At 70.6% G+C, this 25,262-nt stretch carries 19 protein-coding genes and 2 pseudogenes; 6 read left to right on the top strand and 15 right to left on the bottom strand.

Features of this window, described 5'->3' with window-relative positions; genetic code table 11:
- Positions 1-70: 70 nt before the first annotated feature.
- The 3 genes from OH768_RS15190 to OH768_RS15200 all read right to left on the bottom strand — a co-directional run bounded on the left by OH768_RS15190 (position 71) and on the right by OH768_RS15200 (position 5,786).
- Positions 71-1,516 (bottom strand): aldehyde dehydrogenase family protein, encoded by a 1,446-nt coding sequence (locus OH768_RS15190; RefSeq protein ID WP_406453919.1) that lies wholly within the window; start codon positions 1,514-1,516, stop codon positions 71-73.
- A 128-nt stretch (positions 1,517-1,644) separates the two neighbouring features.
- On the bottom strand, positions 1,645-3,246 hold the full coding sequence (locus tag OH768_RS15195) for a PucR family transcriptional regulator (protein WP_406453921.1): 1,602 nt from the start codon (positions 3,244-3,246) through the stop codon (positions 1,645-1,647).
- Positions 3,247-3,386: 140 nt separating this feature from the next.
- A complete protein-coding gene (locus tag OH768_RS15200; protein ID WP_406453923.1) occupies positions 3,387-5,786 on the bottom strand; it encodes an ATP/GTP-binding protein in 2,400 nt (799 codons plus the stop codon).
- A 253-nt stretch (positions 5,787-6,039) separates the two neighbouring features.
- On the opposite strand from OH768_RS15200, the gene gabT reads away from it, so the two are divergent.
- Positions 6,040-7,374, top strand: coding sequence for a 4-aminobutyrate--2-oxoglutarate transaminase (gene gabT / locus OH768_RS15205; RefSeq protein WP_406453925.1), 1,335 nt, complete (start codon positions 6,040-6,042; stop codon positions 7,372-7,374).
- A gap of 478 nt (positions 7,375-7,852) precedes the next feature.
- The gene (locus OH768_RS15210) at positions 7,853-8,455 is read left to right on the top strand and encodes a phosphatase PAP2 family protein (protein WP_406453927.1); all 603 of its coding nucleotides are present in this window, start codon (positions 7,853-7,855) and stop codon (positions 8,453-8,455) included.
- Here the strand turns inward: OH768_RS15210 and OH768_RS15215 are convergent.
- The 8 genes and pseudogenes from OH768_RS15215 to OH768_RS15250 form a co-directional block, all read right to left on the bottom strand.
- Entirely contained in the window at positions 8,394-10,166 is a 1,773-nt protein-coding gene (locus OH768_RS15215) for a chitinase (protein ID WP_406465277.1), read from the bottom strand. The two genes, OH768_RS15210 and OH768_RS15215, sit on opposite strands and share 62 nt — an antisense overlap.
- Before the next feature lie 173 nt (positions 10,167-10,339).
- Positions 10,340-10,617, bottom strand: a pseudogene (locus OH768_RS15220) (hypothetical protein).
- 79 nt (positions 10,618-10,696) lie between these two features.
- The gene (locus tag OH768_RS15225; protein WP_406453929.1) at positions 10,697-12,124 is read right to left on the bottom strand and encodes an NAD(P)/FAD-dependent oxidoreductase; all 1,428 of its coding nucleotides are present in this window, start codon (positions 12,122-12,124) and stop codon (positions 10,697-10,699) included.
- 29 nt (positions 12,125-12,153) lie between these two features.
- Positions 12,154-12,954 carry an ABC transporter permease gene (locus tag OH768_RS15230; RefSeq protein ID WP_406453931.1) on the bottom strand — a complete coding sequence of 267 codons (801 nt, stop codon included), beginning with the start codon at positions 12,952-12,954 and terminating at the stop codon, positions 12,154-12,156.
- Positions 12,955-13,884 carry an ABC transporter permease gene (locus tag OH768_RS15235; RefSeq protein WP_406453933.1) on the bottom strand — a complete coding sequence of 310 codons (930 nt, stop codon included), beginning with the start codon at positions 13,882-13,884 and terminating at the stop codon, positions 12,955-12,957.
- Positions 13,884-15,038, bottom strand: a complete 1,155-nt coding sequence (locus OH768_RS15240) for an ABC transporter ATP-binding protein (RefSeq protein WP_406453935.1) — start codon at positions 15,036-15,038, stop codon at positions 13,884-13,886. Before OH768_RS15240 ends, OH768_RS15235 begins: the two co-directional genes overlap by 1 nt.
- A gap of 5 nt (positions 15,039-15,043) precedes the next feature.
- On the bottom strand, positions 15,044-16,291 hold the full coding sequence (locus tag OH768_RS15245; RefSeq protein ID WP_406453937.1) for a PotD/PotF family extracellular solute-binding protein: 1,248 nt from the start codon (positions 16,289-16,291) through the stop codon (positions 15,044-15,046).
- A 56-nt stretch (positions 16,292-16,347) separates the two neighbouring features.
- On the bottom strand, positions 16,348-17,883 hold the full coding sequence (locus OH768_RS15250) for a gamma-aminobutyraldehyde dehydrogenase (protein ID WP_406453939.1): 1,536 nt from the start codon (positions 17,881-17,883) through the stop codon (positions 16,348-16,350).
- A gap of 212 nt (positions 17,884-18,095) precedes the next feature.
- On the opposite strand from OH768_RS15250, the gene OH768_RS15255 reads away from it, so the two are divergent.
- A complete protein-coding gene (locus tag OH768_RS15255; RefSeq protein WP_406453941.1) occupies positions 18,096-18,659 on the top strand; it encodes an NADAR family protein in 564 nt (187 codons plus the stop codon).
- Positions 18,660-19,298: 639 nt separating this feature from the next.
- On the opposite strand, the gene OH768_RS15260 is transcribed toward OH768_RS15255, so the two are convergent.
- On the bottom strand, positions 19,299-20,183 hold the full coding sequence (locus tag OH768_RS15260) for a DUF4190 domain-containing protein (protein WP_406453943.1): 885 nt from the start codon (positions 20,181-20,183) through the stop codon (positions 19,299-19,301).
- A gap of 248 nt (positions 20,184-20,431) precedes the next feature.
- On the opposite strand from OH768_RS15260, the gene OH768_RS15265 reads away from it, so the two are divergent.
- Both OH768_RS15265 and OH768_RS15270 read left to right on the top strand, forming a co-directional pair.
- Complete coding sequence (locus OH768_RS15265) at positions 20,432-21,499, top strand: adenosine deaminase (RefSeq protein WP_406453945.1); 1,068 nt, start codon at positions 20,432-20,434, stop codon at positions 21,497-21,499.
- A 37-nt stretch (positions 21,500-21,536) separates the two neighbouring features.
- On the top strand, positions 21,537-22,223 hold the full coding sequence (locus OH768_RS15270) for a glycerophosphodiester phosphodiesterase (RefSeq protein ID WP_406453947.1): 687 nt from the start codon (positions 21,537-21,539) through the stop codon (positions 22,221-22,223).
- Here OH768_RS15270 and OH768_RS15275 read toward each other — a convergent pair.
- Together OH768_RS15275 and OH768_RS15280 are read right to left on the bottom strand one after the other, a co-directional pair.
- On the bottom strand, positions 22,207-22,467 hold the full coding sequence (locus OH768_RS15275; protein WP_406453949.1) for a hypothetical protein: 261 nt from the start codon (positions 22,465-22,467) through the stop codon (positions 22,207-22,209). The two genes, OH768_RS15270 and OH768_RS15275, sit on opposite strands and share 17 nt — an antisense overlap.
- A gap of 202 nt (positions 22,468-22,669) precedes the next feature.
- Positions 22,670-22,849: pseudogene (locus OH768_RS15280) on the bottom strand (NADP oxidoreductase); the annotation flags it as partial.
- On the opposite strand from OH768_RS15280, the gene OH768_RS15285 reads away from it, so the two are divergent.
- Positions 22,848-23,180, top strand: coding sequence for a winged helix-turn-helix transcriptional regulator (locus OH768_RS15285; protein ID WP_406465279.1), 333 nt, complete (start codon positions 22,848-22,850; stop codon positions 23,178-23,180). The pseudogene OH768_RS15280 and the gene OH768_RS15285 sit on opposite strands and share 2 nt — an antisense overlap.
- On the opposite strand, the gene OH768_RS15290 is transcribed toward OH768_RS15285, so the two are convergent.
- Positions 23,162-25,225, bottom strand: coding sequence for an RNA polymerase sigma factor (locus OH768_RS15290; RefSeq protein WP_406453951.1), 2,064 nt, complete (start codon positions 25,223-25,225; stop codon positions 23,162-23,164). The genes OH768_RS15285 and OH768_RS15290 overlap by 19 nt on opposite strands.
- Between the last annotated feature and the right edge of the window lie 37 nt (positions 25,226-25,262).

Genomic DNA, 25,262 nt, shown 5'->3' on the forward strand with positions numbered 1-25,262 from the left:
GGGGCCCGGCACCGGAAGGCATCGGTGCCGGGCCCCTACAGCGAGACTATATGAAAATGGTTACCGTTTACTAGAGCGCGAGCCCAGTCAGCACCAGCACCCGCTCATAGGTGTAGTCGTCCATCGCGAACTTCACGCCCTCGCGGCCGACGCCGGACTGCTTGGCGCCGCCGTAGGGCATCTGGTCGGCGCGGTAGGACGGGACGTCGCCGATCACGACACCGCCGACCTCGAGCGCGCGGTGGGCGCGGAAGGCGACCTGCACGTCATGGGTGAACACCCCTGCCTGGAGGCCGTACTTGGAGTCGTTGGCGGCGGCGAAGGCGGCGGCCTCGCCGTCCACCTTCGTCACGGTCAGCACCGGCCCGAAGACCTCCTCGCAGGAGATCGTCACATCGGCCGGTACGTCCGTGAGGACGGTCGGCGCGTACGAGGCGCCGTCGCGCTTGCCGCCGGTGAGGAGAGCGGCGCCGGCGTCGACGGCCTCCTGGACCCAGGACTCGACGCGCTGCGCGGCGGCCTCGCTGACCAGCGGCCCGACGTCGGTCTTGGCGTCGGAAGGGTCACCGGTGACCTGGGCCTCGACAGCGGCGACTATGCGCGGGAGGAGGCGGTCGTAGACGGAGGCGTCCACGATGACCCGCTGCACGGAGATGCAGGACTGGCCGCCCTGGTAGTTGGAGAAGGTCGCGATGCGGGTCGCGGCCCAGTCGAGGTCGGCTTCGGAGGAGTAGTCCCCGAGGACCACGGCCGCGCCGTTGCCGCCCAGCTCCAGGGTGCAGTGCTTGCGCGGCACCGAGTCCATGATCGCGTAGCCGACCTTCTCCGAACCGGTGAAGGAGATCACCGGCAGCCGCTCGTCCTGGACGAGGGCGGGCATGTGGTCGTTGGCGACCGGCAGGATGCTCCACGCGCCGGCGGGCAGTTCGGACTCGGCGAGCAGGTCGCCGATGATCAGGCCGGAGAGCGGGGTGGCCGGGGCCGGCTTGAGGATGATCGGCACGCCGGCCGCGATCGCGGGGGCGATCTTGTGGGCGCACAGGTTCAGCGGGAAGTTGAAGGGCGCGATGCCGAGGACGACGCCCTTCGGGAAGCGCCGGGTGAGGGCGAGCCGGCCCTGGCCGCCTGCGTCGGTGTCGAGGCGCTGGGCCTCGCCGCCGTTGAAACGCCGGGCCTCCTCGGCGGCGAACCGGAACACGGACACCGCCCGGCCGACCTCGCCGCGCGCCCACTTGATCGGCTTGCCGTTCTCGGCGGAGATGAGCTGCGCGATCTCCTCGGTGCGCTCGACGAGACGTCGGCTGACGTGGTCGAGGGCGGCGGCGCGGACGTGGGCGGGGGTCGCGGCGAACTCGTCCCGTACGGCGTACGCGGCGGCCACCGCCTCCTCGACCTGGGCGTCGGTCGGCACGCTGACCTTGCCGACGAGGCGTCCGTCCCACGGGGAGGTGACGTCGAAGGTGTCCTCGCCGTTGGCCTGACGGCCGGCGAGCCAGAAGGCGTGGGTGGAAGTCATGTCCCGGCCCTTCCGCGTTGGGGGTGGTCTTGGGGCTTCTCGGTCAACCGTAGGGGCGGGGAGGCTGCGGTGCGTTTAGCCGAGTCGTAGTGGTACCGGTCGGGAACACTACAATTCGGCAGGGCCCGTCACTCCGCCGCGGCCGTCGCCTTCAACGCCAGCCACAGCTCCATCCGTACGTCCGGATCGTCGAGCGACCGCCCGAGGATCTCCTCGACCCGCCGCATCCGGTACCGCAGCGTGTGCCGGTGCACCCCGAGATCGGCCGCCGCCGCGTCCCACTGTCCGTGCCGGGACAGCCAGGCCCGCAGCGAGGCGACCAGGTCCCCGCGCCCGGTCGCGTCGTGCTCGGAGAGCGGCCGCAGCAGACCGTCCGCGAACGCCCGTACCGCGTCGTCCGCGAGCAGCGGCAGCACCGACCCGGCGGCCAGCTGCTCGTGCTCGACGAACACCCGCCCGCGCCGCCGGGCCACCGACAGCGCCTGCTCGGCCTGCTTGTAGGCGGCAGCGGCGGCGATGGGCCCGGCCGGTGCGGAAAGCCCCACGACCGGTTCGTCGTCCCCGCCCTGCTCCTGTACGTCGGAGGAGGCGCGCTCGGCCTCCAGCGCCGCCGCGTACTCACGGCAGGCCTCGACGGCCGCGCCGCCGTCGACGGCGAGCACGACGAGCCTTTCCGACGGGTGCGGCCCTTGCGGACCTTCCGGTACGACGAGCACGGCCTCTCCGGAGCGGGCCGCCGCCGACTCCATGACCTCGGCGAGCCCAGCCAGCGGATCACGGTCCGCCGTTCCGCCCTCCCCCACGATCACCCGGAACGGCGCGTCGAGGAGCCTTCCGAACAGGTCCCCGGCGACCGCCCGCGCGTGGTCCGGCTGCCCGGCGAGCAGCATCCGCAGCACCGCCGCGCCGATCCGCTGCTCGGCGGCCTGCAGGGACCGTGAGCGTTCGGTGGTGAGGGTCAGGAGCGCGATCGCCGAGTGGACGGCGTACCGTTCCGCCGTCCCGAGCGCGGCGGCGGTCCCCACCGCGAGGGCTGCTTTCGGCCGTCGGCCGGTGCCGAGGGAGTGCAGTTCGACGCGGTCCTCGTTGTCCGGGCCGCCCACCACCGAGGAGGCCGGCGCGGGGCGCTCCCGCAGCCGTTCCACGTCCGCCGTGAGCCGGGCGGCCCGGCGGCCGGCCCACTCCGGTGCGGTGGCGACGACGGCGCCGGACGTGTCGTAGAGCGCGGCCCATCCGTCGACCTGCGAGGCGAGCGCGGCGAGCAGCCCCTCCGGGCCGTCGGTGAGGGCCTGCCTGGTCAGCTCGCGCTGCGCGGCGAACCCTGCGGTCACGGACCGGTACTGGTCGGCGGCGATGGCGGCGGAGACGGCCTTGCTGATCGCGAGGAACGGGGTCCGCCGGGGCACTTCGAGCAGCGGCAGCCCCTCCTCCGCCGCGGTGTCGACCAGCGCCTTCGGGATCTCGTCGTAGTTGACCCCGACGGCGAACCCGAGCCCCACGACCCCCGCCCCCACCAGCCGCTTCACATACCGCCGCATGGCCTTGGGGTCCTCCGCGTCCAGCTTCAGCGCGGTGATCAGCAGCAGTTCCCCGCCCTCCATGTACGGCACCGGGTCGGCCAGCTCGCTGGCATGGACCCAGCGCACGGGCACGTCCAGGCGGTCCTCGCCGGCGCGCACGGTGAGTTTGAGCGCGGAGTGGTGGACGAGCGAGGCGAGCGTGGGGGGCATGGGGCCTTCAGGTAGAGCAGCGGTTGGAGGGGAGTCGGAGGGGAGAACGAGTGATCACGCCGATCTTTTGGCCGCCGCGTATGAACGGCCTGCGCCAATTCTGCCTCACCGTACGGTCGTGACGCCCCCGTATGTCCGGTTCAGTGCCCCTGGCCGCGCAGATCCACCAGCAGCGGCGGCGCGTGTTCCCCCTTCACGCTGGTCAGCGACAGCACCGCGTGACCGGCCGGCACACCGTGCGCCAGTTCGGAAGCGGACCAGCGTTCCCGCTCTACCTGGCGGACGGTCACGGCCTCCGTGGTCACGGCCTTGCCGGTGATCAGTTTGCGGAGGGCGTGGATGGCGCGGGTCATGGGCTGGTCGGCGAAGACGGTGTGCTGGGCGACGTCCGTGGTCTCCACCCACTCGGTGCCCCAGGCCTGCGCGAAGCGGCTGCCGTCCCAGGTGGTGACGCCGGCCAGCGCCATTCGGCAGCCGACCGCGCCGTACAGCGGGCCGTGCAGGGCCTCGGGCACGTCGCCGACGGTCCGCAGGGCGAGGACGACACCCGCGTCCTCGGAGCGCAGCCGCTGGATCCGGCGCAGTGACTCGGTGCTCACGGTGCCGGTGGCGTCGTCGAGAACGAGGCAGGCGAAGTGCCCGCGCTCACGGCCGCGCACCACCGCGGTGAACTGCGCGAGGACGAGCCGGGTGAGCAGCCGGGCCGCCTCGTCGTGCCCGTGCTCGGGCAGGTCGATACGGACACGCAGCGGATGATGGGCGACGGCTCGCAGCGAGAACGGCCGTGCGGTCCCGCCCTCCGCTCCGAAGAACTCGGCGAACACCGGGCGGTCGAGCAGCGCGAGCCGGTCGGCGAGGGCCTGGCCGGGGTCGTTGCCACCGCCGGCATGGCGCATGCGGGAGTCGAGTTCGCGCCGCATCATGGCGTGTCCGTCGGCAGTGAGTGCCCCGCTCAGTTCCGCCAGCACCCTCGGCTCACCCTCAAGGAGTTCGCGCAGCACGGGCAGTGCGGGAAACCTCCCGTACGCGGCCCGGTAGGGCCCGAGGAGCTGGGCCAGGGCGCCGGCGGCACGCTGCGTGTCCACGGTGTCGAGGTCGCCGACCAGAGCCTCCGCGAGCAGGGCGGCGGCCTCGTCGGGGTCGCCGGACTCGGCGTACGGGTCGAGGTCGTGGACGGACGCCGGGTCCCCGGCCCGGACGATCACGTCGAACGCGTCGTCCGGGCCGAGCGGCGCACCGGCCGCGCAGACCGCGACGACGGCGCAACGGCCGGTGAGGGCCTGGAGGGTGAGATTCTCGACCAACGGCCGCACCACGTGCCGTGTCTTGCCCGAACCCGAGGGTCCGACGACGAGCAGCGAGGTCCCCAGCGTGTCCGGGCCGAGCGCGGTGCCGACGCCGCGGTAGGCGAGCGCGGTGCGCTCACCCGCCGCCCAGGTCCCGATCCGGACCTGACCGGCGAGCAGGTCGTGCCGCGCGACACGGCCGGGCAGGTCACGGGAGCCGGAGGGGTGGGTCCAGGCACCGCCGGCGGCCCGCAGCACGGTGCGGGTGAAGGAGGAGAGGTCGCCCGTCCGCCGGGCCCGCTTCCAGGCGTGCTCGACGCGCGCGCAGTCCACGTCGTTCATCCGCCCCGCCAGCACCTCGTGGGTGAGTACGTCCGCGGCCTCGAACTGCCCCGCCTCCCGCAGCTCGGGCCAGTGGGCCCGGGACCCGACGGCCGGCGCCTGCTCGGCGGCGGCCGTGACAGTGGCGGTGTCGCGCGGGGCGTACCGCTCGCGGAGAAGTGACAGCCAGCCGCCGATCCGGGCGAACGGCCAGAGGAGCAGCACGCCGATGACCACGTAGAGCAGGTTGCCCATCAGGGGCGTGGAAATGAAGTCGTAGCCGCCCGGGAAGAGGTTGATGAGGTGGTACACCGGACCGGCCACCGGAAGCGCGTTCCAGCCGACGTCGAAAACGCTCGGGATCACGACCAGGTTCTCCGCGACCACTGCACCCAGCAGCGCGAGCAGCGCCCGGGCCGGCTGCGGGCGGCGCGTGACGAGGTGCCGGATGATCTCCGGCCAGCTCCCCAGGCGCCCCATGCCGTAGACCAGGATGGCGAAGAACACGCCGTCGGCGACCGCCACGGCGTCGACACCCTTGCCCTTGGGTGCCGTGGTGCCGGCCCACCACCAGTCGTCCGGGGTGAACACCTTCAGCAGCGCCCATTGGTACGGGATGCTGCCGTGCCGCCACAGCGACCACAGCACCATGCCCACGACGAGCGGGACGACGACACCCACGATGGTGATCGGCGACAGCCGCTCGGTGCTCTTCTCCGGCTTGGGCACGCGGTACCCGAACCGCCAGATACCGGGTCCGGCGGCAGGCCGGGGCTCGTTGAGCCAGTCGGCCACGGCGGTGCCGGCCGCGCCCGGGGCGTGCGTCGGCCTCGGCGGTACGGCGCGCTGCCCCGACATGCCCGTCGGCCGCGCCGGACGCGGCACAGGATTCGCATGCGTACCCCGCGCGTCCCGCGTCCCGTCGCTGTCCATCGCCCTCGCCCCTTGACCAGCCGTTCCGTGCACCGTCAGCGAATCAATCTAACGCGCCAGGAAGGGGAGTTCACCGTTTACGCGGCCGGGCGGACGACAAGCGACGCGAACCCGACACTGTCCACGGCGGACAACCCGCGGCGCCGACACCGCCCACATGGAGCATGCCCACCCCTCGCCCTCGGTCCTAGCCTGCGAGAAAGGAAGAAATAGGAAAGCGCGCAAGCGTCCGCACCACCCCCAGGAGCCCCTCATGACCGCACTTCCGCAGGAGCGCCGCGTCGTCACCGCGATCCCCGGCCCGAAGTCCCAGGAGCTGCAGGCCCGCCGTACCGCGGCGGTCGCGGCCGGTGTGGGTTCCGTGCTGCCCGTGTTCACCGCGCGCGCGGGCGGCGGGATCGTCGAGGACGTCGACGGGAACCGGTTCATCGACTTCGGTTCCGGTATCGCGGTGACGAGCGTCGGCGCCTCCGCCGAGGCCGTCGTACGCCGTGCCGCCGCGCAGCTCGCCGACTTCACCCACACCTGTTTCATGGTCACGCCCTACGAGGGGTACGTCGAGGTCGCGGAGGCGCTCGCCGAGCTGACCCCGGGTGACCACGCCAAGAAGTCGGCGCTGTTCAACTCCGGCGCCGAGGCGGTCGAGAACGCGGTCAAGATCGCACGGGCGTACACCAAGCGCCAGGCCGTCGTCGTCTTCGATCACGGCTACCACGGCCGTACGAACCTCACGATGGCCCTCACCTCGAAGAACATGCCGTACAAGAACGGGTTCGGGCCGTTCGCGCCCGAGGTGTACCGCGTGCCCGTGGCCTACGGCTACCGCTGGCCGACCGGTGCGGAGAACGCCGGTGCCGAGGCGTCCGCGCAGGCCATCGACATGATCAACAAGCAGATCGGGGCCGACAACGTCGCCGCGATCATCATCGAGCCGGTCCTCGGCGAGGGCGGATTCATCGAGCCGGCGAAGGGCTTCCTGCCGGCGCTCAGCGCGTTCGCCAAGGCCAACGGCATCGTGTTCGTCGCCGACGAGATCCAGTCGGGCTTCTGCCGTACGGGTCAGTGGTTCGCGTGCGAGGACGAGGGTGTCGTCCCGGATCTCATCACGACCGCGAAGGGGATCGCCGGCGGTCTGCCGCTCGCCGCCGTCACCGGTCGCGCCGAGATCATGGATGCCGCGCACGCCGGTGGCCTGGGTGGTACGTACGGCGGCAACCCCGTCGCCTGCGCCGGTGCGCTCGGCGCGATCGAGACCATGAAGGAGCTCGACCTCAACGCCAAGGCGAAGAACATCGAGGCGATCATGAAGGTCCGGCTCGGTGCCATGGCGGAGAAGTTCGACATCATCGGCGATGTGCGGGGGCGCGGCGCGATGATCGCCATCGAGCTGGTCAAGGACCGTACGACCAAGGAGCCGAACCCGGAGGCGACCGCCGCGCTCGCCAAGGCGTGCCACCAGGAGGGGCTGCTGGTCCTGACCTGTGGCACCTACGGCAACGTCCTCCGCTTCCTGCCCCCGCTGGTCATCGGGGACGACCTGCTGAGCGAGGGCCTCGACATCATCGAGCAGGCGTTCGCACGTATCTGAGCCACCCTCTCCCGTACTTCCCGGCCACAGGGAACCCGCAGCTCCCGCACGGGAGCCGCACCCCACGCGTCCCACCCGCCCCAGCCCCTTCTTCCACGGAGATTCACAGGCTGGGGCGGCGGGCGTCAGGCCGTGTGAAGAAGGTGTGCGGGGTGCATGACGGGACGCGAATCCGCCTGTCTTCCCTCGAGTCACTGCCGTAGGTTCTACCCAGATGAGAGATACACCCCGCCCACAGGGGACTGTGGGCGACTTCAGGACGAGGCCTCCCCAGCTTCGCCCTGGTCGTGCCCTCGCGCACACAACAGGAGCTTCCGGCTCCGAATCTCCTCACCGATCGGACAGTCGCCCGCCCCAAACCCCCCGGGGCGGCCGACGATCCGATCCGGACGGCCGGCTCGGAACTACCCCCCCTGTTCCGGGCCGGCCGACCTCCTTTTTCTGGCTCCTTCTCGCCCTTCCCGCGCTGCTCTTCGCGGTGATCACCTGGCAGGTGGCCGACGACGGCCCGCTCCTCCGCTTGGACGAGCGCCTGAGCCGCGCACTCGTCCACCCGGACCGCTTCTCCGAACTCCTCGCCGACCTCGGCAACATCCAGGTCGCGGTACCTGTTCTCCTGGTAGTCCTTCTCTACGTCGCCCGGCGCGGCCGTGCCAGTGGTACGGACCGCTGGTGGCTGCCACCTCTCGCAGCGGCCGCGCTGATGGCCCTGGTCCCGGCGCTGATCGTCCCCGTCAAGGAACTGATCGCCCGCGGCGGCACCCCGGCCGTCCCGCCCGGCACCGGCTACTACCCCTCCGGCCACACGGCCACCGCGATGATCGCCTACGGTGCCTCGACCGTGGTTCTCCTCCCTTGGCTCCGGACGTCGTACGCCCGCCGCGGAGCCGTCGCGATCTGTGTCCTCCTCGTCGCCTGCGTCAGCTTCGGGCTGGTCAGGCGGGGCTACCACTGGCCACTGGACGTGGTGGCCAGCTGGTGCCTCGGGACCGTGCTGCTCGCGTTGCTGCGTCTGTTCCTCAGCCGAAGTAGCCGTCGAACGTCTTCTGGAACTCCCAGTTCGAGTAGCGGTCCCAGTTGATCGACCAGGTCATCAGGCCGCGCAGGGTCGGCCAGGTGCCGTGGGTCGTGTACGAGCCGCAACTCACCTTCTTCGTCAGGCAATCCAGAGTTTTCGTGACCTCGGCCGGGGCCACGTAACCGTTGCCCGCGTTGACCGACGCCGGCATGCCGATGGCGATCTGGTCGGGGCGCAGGGCCGGGAACATGTTGGTGGTGTCGCCCGCCACCGGGAAGCCGGTGAGCAGCATGTCGGTCATCGCGATGTGGAAGTCGGCGCCGCCCATGGTGTGGTACTGGTTGTCGAGACCCATGATCGGGCCCGAGTTGTAGTCCTGGACGTGCAGCAGGGTGAGGTCGTCGCGCAGGGCGTAGATGACGGGCAGATACGCGCCGCACCTCGGGTCCTGGCCGCCGAACTTGCCGGTGCCGTAGAACTGGTAGCCCATCTGCACGAAGAACGTCTCGGGCGCCATGCTCAGCACGAACTTCGAGCCGTACTTGGCCTTCAGGGTCTTCAGGGCCGAGATCAGGTTGACCACCACGGGAGTTGTGGGGCTCTTGAAGTTGGTGTCGCTCGCGTCCAGCGAGAGCGAGTGGCCCTCGAAGTCGATGTCCAGGCCGTCGAGGCCGTAGGTGTCGATGATGTTCGAGACCGAGCTGACGAAGGTGTCCCTGGCCGCGGTCGTGGTCAGTTGGACCTGGCCGTTGGCGCCGCCGATGGAGATCAACACCTTCTTCCCCGCCGCCTGTTTGGCCTTGACGGCCGCCTTGAAGTCGGCGTCGCTCTCCACGTTGGAGCACTCGCTGACCGGGCAGCGGTTGAAGCGGATGTCGCCCGAGGTGGCGGAGGTGGGTTCGCCGAAGGCCAGGTCGATGACGTCCCAGCTGTCGGGGACGTCGGCAAGGCGCGTGTAGCCGGAGCCGTTGGCGAAGCTCGCGTGGAGGTAGCCGACGAGGGCGTGGGTGGGGAGGCCGGTGCTGGGGCCCGAGCCGGTGGACGTGGTCGCGGTGACCGCCGTCGACTTCGCGGACTCGCCCGCGTCGTTGACCGCCGTGACCTGGAAGCTGTACGCCGTCGCGGCCGACAGTCCGCTCACGGTGGCCGAAGTGCCGCTCGCCGTCTGGACTTTCACGCCGTCTCGGTAGATCGCGTAGCTCGTCGCGCCGGTGACGGCGGACCAGGACAGGGCGACGGAGGAGGACGTGACCGAGCCAACGGCGAGGCCTGTGGGGGTGGTTGGCGGCTGCCCTACGTCGACTGCCGGGCCGGTGAGGGAGATGTCGTCGGCGTAGTAGGCGCCGGTGGCGTACCAGCCGTGGGTGTAGATCGTGACCTTGGTGGTGGACGGGCCGGTGGTGAAGCTGGTCGTCAACCGCTGCCAGTCGGGGGCCGATTGGGTCCAGGTGGAGACGTCTGTGGTGCCGGTGCCGCTCGCGCCGAGGTAGACGTAGCTGCCGCGGACATAACCGGCGAGCGAGTAGGAGGAGTTCGGTTTCACGGTCACCGTCTGGGCGCACTGGGCGTAGTCGTTGCCGGCCGGGGTCGCCTGCAACGCCGAACTGCCGCCGTGCACGGGCGACTTGACCGTCGTACCGCTGCTCGCGGAACAGGACCAGCCGTCGAGGCCGGACTCGAAGCCTCCGTTCTTCGCCAGGTCCGCGTCGGCCGCACGGGCGGCCGACGAGAGTGCGGTGATGCCGGATACGGCCAGCAGGGCGGCCGTGAGCATGGCGAGGACAGGTCTGGAGCGATCCACAAGTGCCTCCGGGCATGGGGGAATTGGAGGGGTGGAGCGCGCCCAATTTGGTCCAGACCAATTCGCTTGTCAAGACCTCCCGGTGCCGGGACCTCGGATGCCGGGGCTCCGGGAACCTCGTTCGGGACTTCTGTCGGCTACCCTTCCTACCCTTCCGTCGCCAGCCCCGCCGCCGCCTCGTGCATGGCGAGTTCGAGGAGTGCGGGATCGGTCAGGGTGCCGGAGCCGTCCGGCGGTACCAGCCGGCGGACTCCGCCGGTGGACCGGCGGGGGTACGGCACGACGATCCAGGCGCCGGGTCCGGCCGTACGGATCCCGGCGCCGGCAGGATGAGTACATCCCAGGCCTTGCCGGCGGGCAGCAGCGCGATCCCCTGGGGGTTGCGCTCCCATTCCCAGCGGCAGGCCTCCGGATCCGGAGCCACGGATGCCGGCCACTCGACGGCCGTCTTCGCCGCACCTCGAAGGAGTGAACCGGATCACATCCGCCGAAGCAGCAGGGGCTCAACTGTCGAAACCGAGGCCCAGCTTGTCCATCGTCTTCAGCCACAGGTTGCGCCGGCCGCCGTGGTCGTCGGCGCGGGCCAGCGACCACTTGGTGAGCGCGATGCCGGTCCAGGCGAAGGGCTCGGGCGGGAAGGGCAGCGGCTTCTTGCGGACCATCTCCAGTTCCGTGCGCTCGGTCCGCTCCCCCGCGAGCAGGTCCAGCATCACGTCCGCGCCGAAGCGGGTCGCGCCCACACCGAGTCCGGTGAAGCCGGCCGCGTAGGCCACCTTGCCCTGGTGGGCGGTGCCGAAGAACGCCGAGAAGCGCGAGCAGGTGTCGATCGCGCCGCCCCACGCATGGCTGAAGTTGAGGCCCTCCAGCTGCGGGAAGCAGGTGAAGAAGTGCTCGGCGAGCTTGGCGTAGGTCTCCGGCCGGTCGTCGTACTCGGCGCGGACCCGGCCGCCGTAGGGGTAGATCGCGTCGTAACCGCCCCACAGGATGCGGTTGTCGGCGGAGAGGCGGAAGTAGTGGAACTGGTTCGCCGAATCGCCCAGGCCCTGGCGGTTCTTCCAGCCGATCGACGCCAGCTGGTCGGCGGAGAGCGGTTCGGTCATCAGGGCGTAGTCGTAGACCGGGACGGTGTACGAGCGGACGCGCTTGAGCAGGTTCGGGAAGATGTTGGTGCCGAGCGCGACCCGGCGGGCGCGGACCGAGCCGTAGGGGGTGCGTACGGCCATGCCGGCGCCGTACGGCTTGAGGGCGAGAGCGGGGGTGTGTTCGTAGACGCGGACGCCGAGTTGGAGGCAGGCGCGCTTCAACCCCCAGGCCAGCTTCGCCGGGTTGAGCATCGCGACGCCCCGGCTGTCGTACAGACCCGCCAGGAAGGTCGGCGAGGCGACCTGTTCGCGGACCGCTTCCGCGTCGAGGAACTCGGTGCCGTCGGCGAGGCCCTTGCTCTCCAACTCGGCGTGCCAGTCGTGGAGTTCCTCGGCCTGGTGCGGCTCGGTGGCGACGTCGATCTCGCCGGTGCGCTCGAACTCGCAGTCCAGGGAGTAGCGGGCGACCGCCGCCTCGATCGCGTCGAGGTTGCGGGCGCCCAGCTCCTCCAGCTTGTGGATCTCGTCGGGCCAGCGGGTGAGGCCGTTGGACAGGCCGTGGGTGAGGGAGGCGGCGCAGAAGCCGCCGTTGCGGCCCGAGGCGGCCCAGCCCGCCTCGCGGCCTTCCAGCAGCACGACATCCCGCTGCGGGTCGCGCTCTTTGGCGATGAGCGCGGTCCACAGTCCGCTGTAGCCGCCGCCGACGACCAGCAGATCGCAGGTCTCGGCGCCGGTGAGCGCGGGCTCGGGGTGGGGCTTGCCGGGGTCGTCCAGCCAGTACGGGACCGGCCGGGCTTCGGAAAGGGACTTCGTCCAGTTGTTGCTACGGCTCATGGCGCTTGGGGCCATGATTTCAACTCCCTACAGGGCGCTAGCGGTTATGCCTTCACCTTGTTGCGGCGGTTGGTGATCGCCATGGAGGCGAGCACCAACAACACGGCGACGAGGAACATGGCCGTACCGATGACATTGATCTGAACGGGTGTCCCGCGCTGTGCCGACCCCCAGACGAACATGGGGAAGGTGACGGTCGAACCCGCGTTGAAATTGGTGATGATGAAATCGTCGAAGGAGAGCGCGAAGGAGAGCAGCGCGCCCGCCGCGATTCCGGGGGCCGCGATGGGGAGGGTGACCCGGACGAACGTCTGCAGCGGTCCGGCGTAGAGGTCCCGGGCCGCCTCCTCCAAGCGCGGGTCCATCGACATCACACGGGCCTTGACTGCGGTGACGACGAAGCTGAGGCAGAACATGATGTGGGCGATCAGGATGGTGTAGAAGCCCAGTTGGGCGCCCATGTTGAGGAACAGGGTGAGCAGCGAGGCGGCCATGACGACCTCGGGCATCGCCATCGGCAGGAAGATCAGCGAGTTGACGGCGCCGCGGGCGCGGAAGCGGTAGCGGACCAGCGCGAAGGCGATCATCGTGCCGAGGACGGTGGCGCCGATGGTCGCCCAGACGGCGATCTGGAGGCTGATGGAGAGCGAGCCGCACATGTCGGCGACACCGCACGGCTGCTTCCAGGCGTCCAGCGAGAACTGCTGCCACTCGTAATTGAAGCGCCCCTTCGGCTTGTTGAAGGAGAACACCGTGACGATGACGTTCGGAAGGAGCAGATATCCGAGGGTAATCAGTCCCGCGATGACGACGAGATGGCGCTTGAACCAGCGTACGAAGGCCATTTAAACCAGATCCTCCGTCCCGGACTTGCGAATGTAGATGGTCACCATGGCGAGAATGGCCGCCATGAGGACGAAGGAGAGTGCCGCCGCTGTCGGGTAGTCCAGAATGCGCAGGAACTGCGTCTGGATGACGTTGCCGATCATGCGGGTGTCGGTGGAGCCGAGGAGTTCGGCGTTGACGTAGTCGCCGGCCGCCGGGATGAAGGTCAGCAGGGTGCCGGAGACGACGCCGGGCATCGACAGCGGGAAGGTGACCTTGCGGAAGGTGATGAACGGCTTGGCGTACAGGTCACCGGCCGCCTCGTGCAGCCGTCCGTCGATGCGCTCCAGCGAGGTGTAGAGCGGCAGCACCATGAACGGCAGGAAGTTGTACGTCAGTCCGCAGACGACCGCGAGCGGAGTGGCCAGGACGCGGTCGCCCGAGGTCCAGCCGAGCCAGTTGGTGACGTCCAGGACGTGCAGCGTGTTGAGGACGCTCACCACCGGGCCGCTGTCCGCGAGGATCGTCTTCCAGGCGAGCGTGCGGATCAGGAAGCTGGTGAAGAACGGCGCGATCACCAGGATCATGATCAGGTTGCGCCAGCGCCCCGCGCGGAAGGCGATGAGGTACGCGAGCGGGTAGCCCAGCAGCAGACAGAGGATGGTCGCGGCGGCGGCGTAGAGGCCCGAGCGCAGGAACTGCGGCCAGTACTCGGAGACCGCGTCCCAGTAGGTCGCGAAGTGCCAGGTGACCTTGTAGCCGTCCTCCAGGGAGCCCGTCTGGATCGACGTGGAGCCCTGGTAGATCATCGGCAGCGCGAAGAAGATGACCAGCCAGAGAATGCCGGGCAGCAGCAGCCAGTACGGCGTGAAGCGGCCCCTCTTGCGCGGAGGCTTCTTCTCGGGCGCGGTGGGCGCCAGGGGCGGCGGCGCCTCGGTGAGGGTCGACATCAGGCGGCCTCTTCCTCGATGTCGACACCGGCGTCGATGTCCTGGGCCGCGTCCAGGCCGAAGGTGTGGGCCGGGTTCCAGTGCAGGACGACGTCGGCGCCGGGCCGCAGCCGGGAGTCGCGGTCGATGTTCTGGGCGTAGACCTCGAACTCGGGGCAGACCGGGCTGTCGATGACGTACTGGGTGGAGACGCCGATGAAGCTGGAGTCGGCGATCTTGCCGGTGATGCGGTTGCGGCCGGCCGGGATCTCACCCGCGTCGTCCGCGTGCGTGAGCGTGATCTTCTCGGGCCGTACTCCGACCAGGACCTTGCCGCCGGTCGTCGTGGGCGCGGAACACCGTGCCTCGGGGAGGACGAGCTTGCCGCCGCCCGCCTTGAGGACGATCTCGTCGCCGCTCTTGGAGTCGACCTCGGCCTCGATGAGGTTGGAGGTGCCGAGGAAGTTGGCGACGAAGGTGGTGTTGGGGTTCTCGTAGAGGTCGGCGGGTGAGCCGAGCTGCTCGACGCGGCCCGCGTTCATCACGGCGACCGTGTCGGCCATGGTCATGGCCTCCTCCTGGTCGTGCGTGACGTGGACGAAGGTGATGCCGACCTCGGTCTGGATGCGCTTGAGCTCCAGCTGCATCTGGCGGCGCAGCTTGAGGTCGAGGGCGCCGAGGGGCTCGTCGAGGAGCAGCACCTTGGGGTGGTTGATCAGCGCGCGGGCCACGGCGACACGTTGCTGCTGGCCACCCGACAGCTGGTGCGGCTTCTTGCGCGCCTGCTCGCCGAGTTGGACCAGGTCGAGCATGTCGACGACCTGCTGCTTCACCGACTTGATGCCGCGCCGGCGCAGGCCGAAGGCGACGTTCTCGAAGATGTCGAGGTGCGGGAAGAGGGCGTAGGACTGGAAGACGGTGTTCACCGGCCGCTTGTAGGGCGGGAGGTGGGTGACTTCCTGGTCGCCGAGGTGGACCGTGCCGGAGGAAGGTTCCTCCAGACCGGCGATCATGCGCAGGGTGGTGGTCTTGCCGCAGCCGGACGCACCGAGCAGGGCGAAGAAGGAGCCCTGGGGCACGGTCAGGTCCAGCGGTTGTACGGCGGTGAAGCCGTTGTCGTAGGTCTTGCTGATACCGGAGAGGCGGACGTCGCCGCTGTTGTCCTTGGTGTTCATCGTCGTCACGCCCCTGTGAGCTTTGCGAACTTCTGCTGGTAGGCCGTCTCTTCCTTCGAGCTCAGGGAGCGGAAGGCGTGGGACTTGGCCGCCATGGCCTTGTCGGGAAGGATCAGCGGATTGCTCGCCGCCGACTTGTCGATCTTCGCGAGATACGGCTTCACGTCCCCGACCGGGCTGACGTAGTTGACGTAGGCGGCGAGTTCGGCGGCCGGTTCGGGCTCGTAGTAGTAGTCGATCAGCCGCTCGGCGTTCGTCTTGTGCCGCGCCTTGTTGGGGATCAGCAGGTTGTCGGTCGACGTCATGTAGCCGGCCTCGGGGATGACGTAGCCGACGTCCGGGTTGTCCGACTGGAGCTGGACGATGTCGCCGCCCCAGGCGACACAGGCAGCGAAGTCGCCCTTGGTGAGGTCGGACGTGTAGTCGTTGCCGGTGAAGCGGCGGATCTGGCCCTTGTCGACGGCCTTCTGCAGGCGGGCGATGACCGCGTCGTAGTCGTCGGTGGTGAACTTCGCCGGGTCCTTGCCCATGTCGAGCATGGTCATGCCGACGCTGTCGCGCATCTCGGTGAGGAAGCCGACGCGGCCCTTGAGCTTGGGGTTGTCGAGCAGGTCCGAGATCGACTTCACCTCGACGCCCTCGAGCGCCTTCTTGTTGTAGGCGATGACGGTCGAGATGCCCTGCCAGACGTACGAGTACGCCCGGCCCGGGTCCCAGTCGGGGCTGCGGAACTGGTCCGACAGGTTGGCGTAGGCGTGCGGCAGGTTGGACGTGTCCAGCTTCTGGACGTAGCCCAGGCGGATCATGCGGGCGGCCAGCCAGTCGGTGAGGACGATCAGGTCGCGGCCGGCGGCCTGGCCGGCGGCGAGCTGCGGCTGGATCTTGCCGAAGAACTCGTCGTTGTCGTTGATGTCCTCGGTGTACTTGACCTTGATGCCGGTCCGCTTGGTGAACGCGTCCAGGGTGGGCCGGTGCTTGCCGCTGTCGTCCGTGTCGATGTACTCGGGCCAGTTCGAGAAGTCGATCTCCTTCTCGGTGGCCGAGTGGTCGTCGGCGGACACACCGCCCTGCGTCTTGCCTGCCGCGGGGATCCCGCAGCCGCTCAGGGCCCCGAGTCCGCCGACAGCGAGCGCGCCGCCGGCGGAGGCGCGCAGCACCGAACGGCGGGTCATCGCGGACCTGCTCTTGCGGAAGCTGCGCCGGACGGCGGCCAATTCGGCCGGGGTCAGGCGGTCGGGCTCGTACTGCTTCATGCGCGTGCTGCCCTTTCGGGAGGAGACGGCGGCGCCTTGGGCGGCCGTCAGTTCTGCTATCGGTCCCCGAAGATCGTGCGGTGCCAGTCCTTCCTTGCCACCGCGGTGTTGTCGAACATGACGTGCTTGATCTGGGTGTACTCCTCGAAGGAGTAGGCGGACATGTCCTTGCCGAAGCCGGACGCCTTGTAGCCGCCGTGGGGCATCTCGCTGATGATCGGGATGTGGTCGTTGATCCACACGCAGCCGGCCTTGATCTCGCGGGTCGCGCGGTTCGCCCGGTAGACGTCCCGGCTCCACGCGGAGGCGGCCAGTCCGTACGGGGTGTCGTTGGCGAGCGCGATGCCTTCGTCGTCGGTGTCGAAGGGGAGCACGACGAGCACCGGGCCGAAGAGTTCCGACTGCACGATCTCGCTGTCCTGGGCGGCGTCGGCGACCAGGGTGGGGCGATAGTACGCGCCGTTCTTGAGATCTCCCTGAGGAGCCTCGCCGCCGGTCACCACGCGCGCGTAGCCACGCGCCCGGTCGACGAATCCGGCGACGCGGTCGCGCTGGACGTGTGAGATCAGCGGCCCGAGGTCGGTGCCCGGGGCGAAGGGATCGCCGACCCGGACGCTCGCCATGAGGGCGGCGGTCTTCTGGACGAACGCTTCGTAGAGGGGCCTTTGCACGTACGCGCGCGTGGCGGCCGTGCAGTCCTGCCCGGTGTTGATGAGGGAACCGGCGACGGCTCCGTTGACGGCGGCTTCGAGGTCGGCGTCGTCGAAGACCACGAAGGGCGCCTTGCCGCCGAGCTCCAGGTGGATGCGCTTCACGGTGGCGGTCGCGATCTCGGCGACCCGCTTTCCTACGGCGGTGGAGCCGGTGAAGGACGTCATGGCCACGTCGGGATGCCCGACGAGATGCTCACCGGCCTCCTTCCCGGTGCCCGTGATGATGTTGATGACACCGTCCGGGATGCCGGCCTCGGTGGCGGCCTGCGCGAACATCAACGAGGTGAGCGGGGTCAGCTCGGCGGGCTTCAGGACGATCGTGTTGCCCGCGGCGATCGCCGGGAGGATCTTCCAGGCGGCCATCTGGAGGGGATAGTTCCAGGGCGCGATGGAGCCGACGACACCGATGGGTTCACGGCGTACGTACGACGTGTGGTCGCCCGAGTACTCACCGGCGGACTGTCCCTGCAGATGCCGTGCGGCACCGGCGAAGAAGGCCGTGTTGTCGATGGTCCCGGGGATGTCGAACTCGCGGGTGAGCTTGAGCGGCTTGCCGCACTGGAGGGACTCGGCGCGGGCGAAGTCGTCCGCGCGCTCGGCGAGCACGGCGGCGAAGCGGTGCAGCGCGTCGGAGCGCTCGCCGGGGGTGGCGCCCGACCAGCCCGGGAAGGCGGCGCGGGCGGCGGCCACGGCCGCGTCCACGTCCGCCGTGCCGGCCAGCTCGTAGGTGTACACGTCCTCGCCGGTGGCGGGGTCGACGACCGCGTGGGTACGGCCCGAGGTGCCCTTGGTCAGGCGGCCCGCGATGAACTGCGCGCCGTCCGCGAAGTACTCCTGAGCGGGGAATCGTTCCGGGGTGGCGTTGCCCGGGTTGTGCATGTCGCTCTCCTCCGCCTTCGCCCCGCTTCGTCCGCTGGCGGGTGGCGTAGCTCCAGCTCGATTTGAATGCCGATCCTGACAGAGCAAAGGGACTCCAACAAGTGATTCCGTTGTTGCCTTTTGGTTACGCGACGGAATCCTTCGACCAGGTGTCGAGTCCGTACGGAAAAAGGGGGGACGGAGTGTCAGTGGTGCCTGCAAGACTCGCGTGTATGGACGGGATCACGGGGAAGCTCGATTCGCAGGAAGCCCTGATCAGGGAAGTGCGCGCCGGGACCAGGGTCAAGTACCTGCACTTCTGGGGCCACCGGCCACGCCCGGACGGACACGTGAGCGCGAGCTGTCTGAGCCAGTGGTGGCCGTCGCCGTTCACGGTGGACGGGGTGACCTGTGCGACCGCCGAGCACTGGATGATGGCCGGTAAGGCACGGCTGTTCGGCGACGAGGACGCTCTCGCGCGGGTGCTGGCGGCGGGGCACCCCTCCCAGGCCAAGAAGGCGGGGCGCCTGGTGCGGGGCTTCGACGAGGAGACGTGGGCGCGGGAGCGGTTCGGGATCGTCGTCGAGGGGAGCGTCCACAAATTCGCCGCGGACGAGGAGCTGCGGGCGTTTCTGCTGGGCACGGGTGAGCGCGTGCTGGTGGAGGCGAGTCCGGTGGACCGGGTATGGGGCATCGGCCTGGCCGCGGACGACCCGGCGGCCGAGGATCCCGAGCGGTGGCGGGGGCCGAATCTGCTGGGGTTCGCGTTGATGGAGGCGCGGGGGCGGTTGGGGTAGGGGGTGGGACCCCTGCCGGGGGCGGGTCTGGGAGGGGGCGGCTGAGGTGAGGGGGCGGGGCAAGCCCGGGGGCTATCGGCGAGGGCACTTCGGCCGCGGCCGGGTTCGCGCTGATGGAGAGGGGGTGTCTGGGAGAGGGGGCTTCGGCCGGGGTCGGGGGCGCGCTGACGGGAGTCCGGGGGCAGCTGCGGTAGGAGGGCCGGGGCGAGCCCGGGGGACGTATCGGGGAGCCCGCTGCGGTTGCGATTTGGGCTCGCGCCGACGGAAGTCCGGGGCGGCTGAGGTTGGAGGTCGAGGCGAGCCCGGGGCTGCGGTTGCGGTGCGTGATGGTGGAAGGCCGGGGCGGCTGCGGCGGGGCGCGTCGGGGAAGGCGTTTCGACCACAGCTGGGTTCGCGCCGACGGAAGTCCCGGGGGCTGAGGTTAGAGGTCGAGACGAGCCCGGGGTTCGTTCGGGAAAGCGCTTCGGCTGCGGTTGGGGTTCGCGTTGGCCGAGGGCTGGGGGCGGCTTCGGCGGGCTCGCCTCGGGGGCCTGTCGGGGGAAGGCGCTGCGGCCGCGGCTGGGCTCGCCGTCGTCGAGGGCCGGGGGCTGCTTCGGTGAGGCGAGCCGCGGGGGCGTGTGGGAGGGGCGGCTGTTGTGGTCAGTGCTGGGTCAGGATCGGGGACCGCAGGCTGGGGGCGGAGTTGTAGGACGAGGTCGAGTCGGAGTCCTGGCGGTCCTGCTCGTGCTCGTAGGCCGCGAAGCTGATGCCCAGCAGGGCGATCACGGCGAGGCCGAGGATGATGCCGACGATGCCCGTGATCAGACCCGCCTGCGCCTGACCCCGGTTCGTGGCCTCGCCGCGGTCGGCCCGCTTCTTGCCCTTGACGCCGAGGACGACGGCGATGATGCCGAGGACCAGGGAGACGATGCCGTAGATGCAGAAGAGGCAGCAGGACAGGATGCCCAGCACCAGGGCCACGGTGCCCAGGTTGTTCTGCGGGGCCATCGGCATACCGGGCCAGCCGTAGCCCTGCGGGTAGCCGGGGTAGCCGGGGTAGCCGTAGCCGCCGGGCATTCCCGGGGCGCCTGGCATGCCGGGTCCGGCGGGGGTGTTGGGCGGGCCGTAACCGGGGGTGCCGTAGCTGGGGAGGCCGGGGGGTGTGCCGACATTGCCGGGGTGGCCTGGGGGTGTACTGGGCTGGCCGTAGCCGGGCGCGCCGGAAGGGTGCGGGACTCCGGGCGCGCCGGAAGCGGGCGGGGTCCCGGGTGCGCCGGAGGCAGGTGGGGCGAAGCCGTCGGACGGGAGGGCGGTCATGGTGGGCTGGTAGTGCAGGGACGGCGACTGCGGCGCAGGCTGCTGGGGCTGGGCAGCGGCGGGTGGCTGGTCCTGCGGGGGCGACTGCCGGCCGGGGGCGGGCGGGTAGGGCTGTGGTCCGGGGGCAGGCGGCTGTGCGCGCTTGTCCAGTGACGGCCTGCTCTCCGGGGGTGCCCACGGGTCGTCGTTCGCTCCCGCGCCGTCGTCCGGCTGTGTCTGGTCCCCCATGTCCCGTCCCCGTCCCCGTCGGTCGACCGTCAGGCGGACCATGCTAGAGCGTTCACGTGACAGTTCCGCCACGGGGGCGGCCACCGATACCCCCGGTCTCCACCTCACCAGCCCCACTCAAAACCGCCCCGCCTCCGCCCCCGCCCTCGCCTCCTCCCACCCCGGCCTACGATGATCCCGAGTCATCGATCAGCCGATCACCCGCGCCCCGTACGGCACTGCCCGGGGCGCCGTTCCGGGGAGGAACCTTGTCCGACCACAGCGCCGTACCCGCCGCCGGTCCGGCCCGCGAACTGCATGCCTTCATCGCCGGGCTGCCCAAGGCCGAGCTGCATGTTCATCACGTCGGCTCCGCCTCCCCGCGGATCGTCTCGGAGCTGGCCGCCCGGCACTCCGACTCCACAGTGCCCACCGACCCCGAGGCCCTGGTCGACTACTTCAGCTTCACGGACTTCGCGCACTTCATCGATGTCTATCTGTCCGTGGTCGACCTCATTCGCACGCCTGAAGACGTGCGGCTGCTGACGTACGAAGTCGCCCGGGACATGGCCCGGCAGCAGGTGCGGTACGCCGAGCTGACCATCACGCCGTTCTCTTCGACGCGGCGCGGAATCGACGAGCGGGCGTTCATGGACGCGATCGAGGACGCCCGCAAGGCGGCCGAGGCCGAGTTCGGGACCGTACTGCGGTGGTGCTTCGACATTCCCGGTGAGGCCGGGCTGGAGGCGGCGGCGGAGACCGTGCGGCTGGCCACCGACGACCGGCTGCGCCCGGAGGGGCTGGTGTCGTTCGGGCTCGGCGGGCCGGAGATCGGGGTGCCCCGGCCGCAGTTCAAGCCCTACTTCGACCAAGCCATCGCGGCCGGTCTGCGCTCCGTGCCGCACGCCGGTGAGACCACCGGACCCGAGACGGTGTGGGACGCGCTCAACGACCTGCGCGCCGAGCGCATCGGACACGGCACCAGTTCCGCGCAGGACACCAAGCTGCTCGCCCATCTCGCCGAGCACGGCATCGCGCTGGAGGTCTGCCCGACCTCCAACATCGCCACCCGCGCGGTCCGCACGCTCGACGAGCACCCCATCAAGGAGTTCACCCGGGCGGGGGTTCTCGTCACGATCAACTCCGACGACCCGCCGATGTTCGGCACCGACCTGAACAACGAGTACGCGGTCGCCGCCCGCCTCCTCGACCTCGACGAACGCGGTGTCGCCGACCTCGCGAGGAACGCCGTGGCGGCCTCCTTCCTGGACGCGGCCGGCAAGTCCCGCATCACCGAGGAGATCGACACCTACACCTCGGCGTGGCTCGCGCCCTGACGGTCGGCACTCCCGCGACAACCAGCACAATGAGCCCATGGAGAACGTGACCGCCGTGGGCCATCGCGGCGACCCCTACTGTGCCCGCGAGAACACCCTCGACTCACTGCGTTCCGCGCTCGAACAGGGCGCGGACGTCGTCGAGTTCGACGTACGAGTGACCCGTGACGGTGTGCCCGTGCTGCTGCACGACGAGACGCTGCAGCGGCTGTGGGAAGTGGACCGGCCGCTGAAGTCGCTGTCGGTGGACGAGGTGCGCGGGCTCACGGCCGGCGGGGTGCCGACGCTGGTGGAGGCGCTGGCCGCGACCGAGGGCAGCCGGGTGATGATCGACCTGCCCGGCGCGGCCGACTCGCGGGCCGCGCGCCGGATCGTGGACGTGATCCGCGAGCACGGGGCGGACGACCGGGCGTACTACTGCGCGGGCGCCGACACGATGCTCGCCGTGCGCGCGGCCGACCCGTCCGCCGAGATCGCCCTCACCTGGACCTCGCTCGCGCCGCCGCGCCCCGCGGTGCTGGAAGCGGTACGGCCGCGCTGGCTCAACTACCGCTTCACACTGGTGGACCGGGACCTCGTCGCCCATGTCCACCGCGACGGCTGCCTCCTGTCGGTCTGGACCCCCGACACCCGGCGCTCGATGCGCCGACTGCTCGACCTCGGCGTCGACTCGATCACCACCAACCGCGTCGGCGTCCTGTGCGGGCTCAGGAAGAAGGGGTGACGGCGGCTGGGCCCAGTGGTCCAGCCGACTCCCCCGGCGGGGCGACGGATTGAGCGTCCACTCCCTCCCCCACCCACAACCGGATGCGCAGCGCGGCGGTCGCCTCCAGTAGTGCCGCGCCCTGGTCCAACTCCCCCGCCGCGAAGGGTTCGCAGCCCACGTCCCGCACCAACTGCCGTACGACCGCGAGGGCTTGCTCGTTGTCGCCGCTCAGGGGGACGCCCAGGGGGCGGCCGTCGAACACCGGGCGGTGTCAGGCGCCAGACGTCCTCGTCGCAGAGGTTGAAAGCCTTGACGACGTGGGCGTCGGAGCCTGCGGCGGTGGCGAGTTGTTCGGCCGCGGAGGGGGTGCCGCCTGCGGTGAGCAGGCGGAAGCCTTCACCGACGGGGTTCGTGCAGTCGATCAACACGCGTCCGATGAACGGGAGTTGGCGGGCGACCTCGACCGCCGCCTGCCCCGGCAGTGCCATCAGTACGGCGTTGGCCCCGATGGCGGCGGCCTGGTGGAGGGTGCCGTGGTCGCCGTCCCAGCGGCGCGCGAGAGCTTCCGCTCGCGTCAAGTCCCGTCCGCCGAAAAGTACTTCGTGTCCGGACCGGAGCCACTGCGCGCCGAGCGCGTCTGCCATTCCGCCTATACCGAAGGATTCCTATCCGCATGGCACGGTGCTGTGGGCGCTGCGGCACGGTCCGCGGCGGCCGGGTGACCTGCGTGGGCGGATCGGCGGGATCAGTCAGAAGGTGCTGACCGAGACGCTGCGGCGGCTGGAGTTCAACGGGCTGGTGGCGCGACGGTCCTACGATGGTTCGCCGCTGCGTGTGGAGTACGAACTCACCGCGCTGAGGCGGAGGTTGCTCGAACCGATCGATGCGTTCGGGGCGTGGGCGTTCGAGCACGGGGACGAGGTCATGGCCGCGCAGGACGACTGCGCGCGGGACGGTCAGACCCGGGAGGCCTGAGCCACCGTCGCCGGGTCGGCCGGGGTGGTGCGGGTGACGTACTGGGGTACCGGGGCGTTGTCCTTTCCGGTGTCGCGGGTCAGGCCGTAGCGGGTCGCGCCCTGGGCGGGGCCGGTGGTGATGTCCTGCTCCACGGCATCCCAGGTGGTGGGGAAGACGCTCAGGCCGTAGTCGGCGCCGCGTTCGTTGACGGTGAGGGTGACGGTGCCGTCGACGTAGAAGTACTCGTTCTGCCACATCTGTTGGGTGCCGGTGGGCAGGACGTCGTAGCCGGTGGCCTTGTCGCCCATGCCGGTGGCGGTGGGGTCGGTGGTGCTGACCGGGTCGTCCATGCGGCGACCGCCGCCCGAGGCCACGTGGAAGAGCTTGCCCTTCAGGGCGGTCCAACTCGGCATGACCAGCGCGCCGGAGCGGTACTGCGGTGAGACCTGCCAGCGGACGAGGACGTAACCCTGGCCGCTGAGCGTCACCTTGTCCCCGCGGTGGTTCATGGTGGCGTGGGCGCCGCCGGTGCTGGTGAGGCCGGAGGCCGGGCGGTGCGGGAGGGACGCGGGTGGGGTGTGGGGGTTCGGGGCCCGGTCCACGGCGTCGACGACCGAGCCGTACGGTCCGGTCGTCGTCTTCGAGGAGGAAGGGGACGGGGAGGGGGATCCTGACGGGGAGGGCGGTGCGGTGGTCGCGGTGGCGGCCGGGGGTCGGAGGGTGCCGGCCGTCGCCGTGGGGGTCAGGGCCCTCGGGGGCGGGGTGTTCGGGGTGTGGGTGGCGACGTAGACGCCGCCCGCCGCGATCGTCGCGCCCGCCGTCACGGCGACGGCGGGCTTGGTCAGCAGCCCGAGCACCTTGGCCGACCACCCGGCGGACCCACCGGCCGCACCGGCGGCGGTTCCGGCGGAGCCTACGGCACCGGAGGCACCGGCCGCGCCCGCCGAACCCACGGCGCCTGCCCCGTGCACAGCGCCCGCAGCCCCGGCGGACCCTGCGGCACCCGAAACTCCCGCGCCCCCCGCCGAACCCACGGCACCTGCGGCCCCGGCAGCGTGCGCCGAACCCGCAGCACCGGCCGCACCTGCGGCACCCGCGGTGCCCGCCGCTCCCGCCGTCCCGGCCGCGCCCGCGACGCCCGAGGCCCCAGCCGAGCCGGCGAAACCGGCTGTACCCGCCGCCCCAGCCGGTCCCGCGAAACCAGCAGCTCCCGCCGCTCCCGCCGCCCCGCCTGCCCCACTCGCCCCCGCCGCGAAAGCCGCCCCCGCCAACCCCGTCGCGGCCGCCGCCGTCTTCGCTCCGAAGGCCAGTGACAGAGTGAAGCCGATCGGGAGGGGGACCAGGGCGATGCCGACGAGGAGGCGTTCCGCGGGTACGACGGACTCGCGGGGGTCGCCGCAGTAGGTGCAGCCTCGCAGGTGGCGGGCCACGCGTTTGCGCCAGACCGAGTCCTGGCGGCCGTCCCAGCGGGCGGTGACCTCGCGCAGGTCGGGGCAGGCGCCGTCGAGGGCGCGGACGATGGCCCGGGCGGTCTCCAGGCGTTCCTTCATGCGCTGGACGCGGACCGCCGCGTGCTGGCGGCTGATTCCCACCGCCGACGCCAGTTCACGGCGGGTGAGTTCGCCCCCGACCTCCAGCCACCACAGGGAGAGGAGTTGGCGGTCCTCGTCGTCGAGCCAGCGGACCGCCTCCGCGACCTCGCGCCGCTGGCCCTCCAACTGGAGCCGGAGGACAGTCAGTTCGGCGAAGTCGGCGGCGTCGCCCGGCAGCCCGTCCGGGAGTTGGTCGGGGGACTTGCGGCGGCGGGCCCGGTCCCGGATCTGGCGCATGGCGATCGCGACCAGCCAGGACCGGAAGCTGTCGGGGTCGCGGAGCGAGCCCAGGTGGTCGACGGCGCGGAGCATCGTCTCCTGGACCACGTCGTCCACGTCCGCATGGCCGTTGAGGGCGCGGCCGACCACGTTGTAGACCAACGGCAGCCAGCCCGCGACCAGTTCGTCCAGCGCCCGCCGGTCGCCGGCCTGCGCCGCCGCGATGGTGGAGTGCCACTGCCGTCCGTCCATGTCGCCTCTCACCCTCCCCGGTGTCACTCGGTGTCAC

This window comes from Streptomyces sp. NBC_01622 (genome assembly GCF_045209635.1).
In the GTDB taxonomy this organism is placed as follows: domain Bacteria; phylum Actinomycetota; class Actinomycetes; order Streptomycetales; family Streptomycetaceae; genus Streptomyces.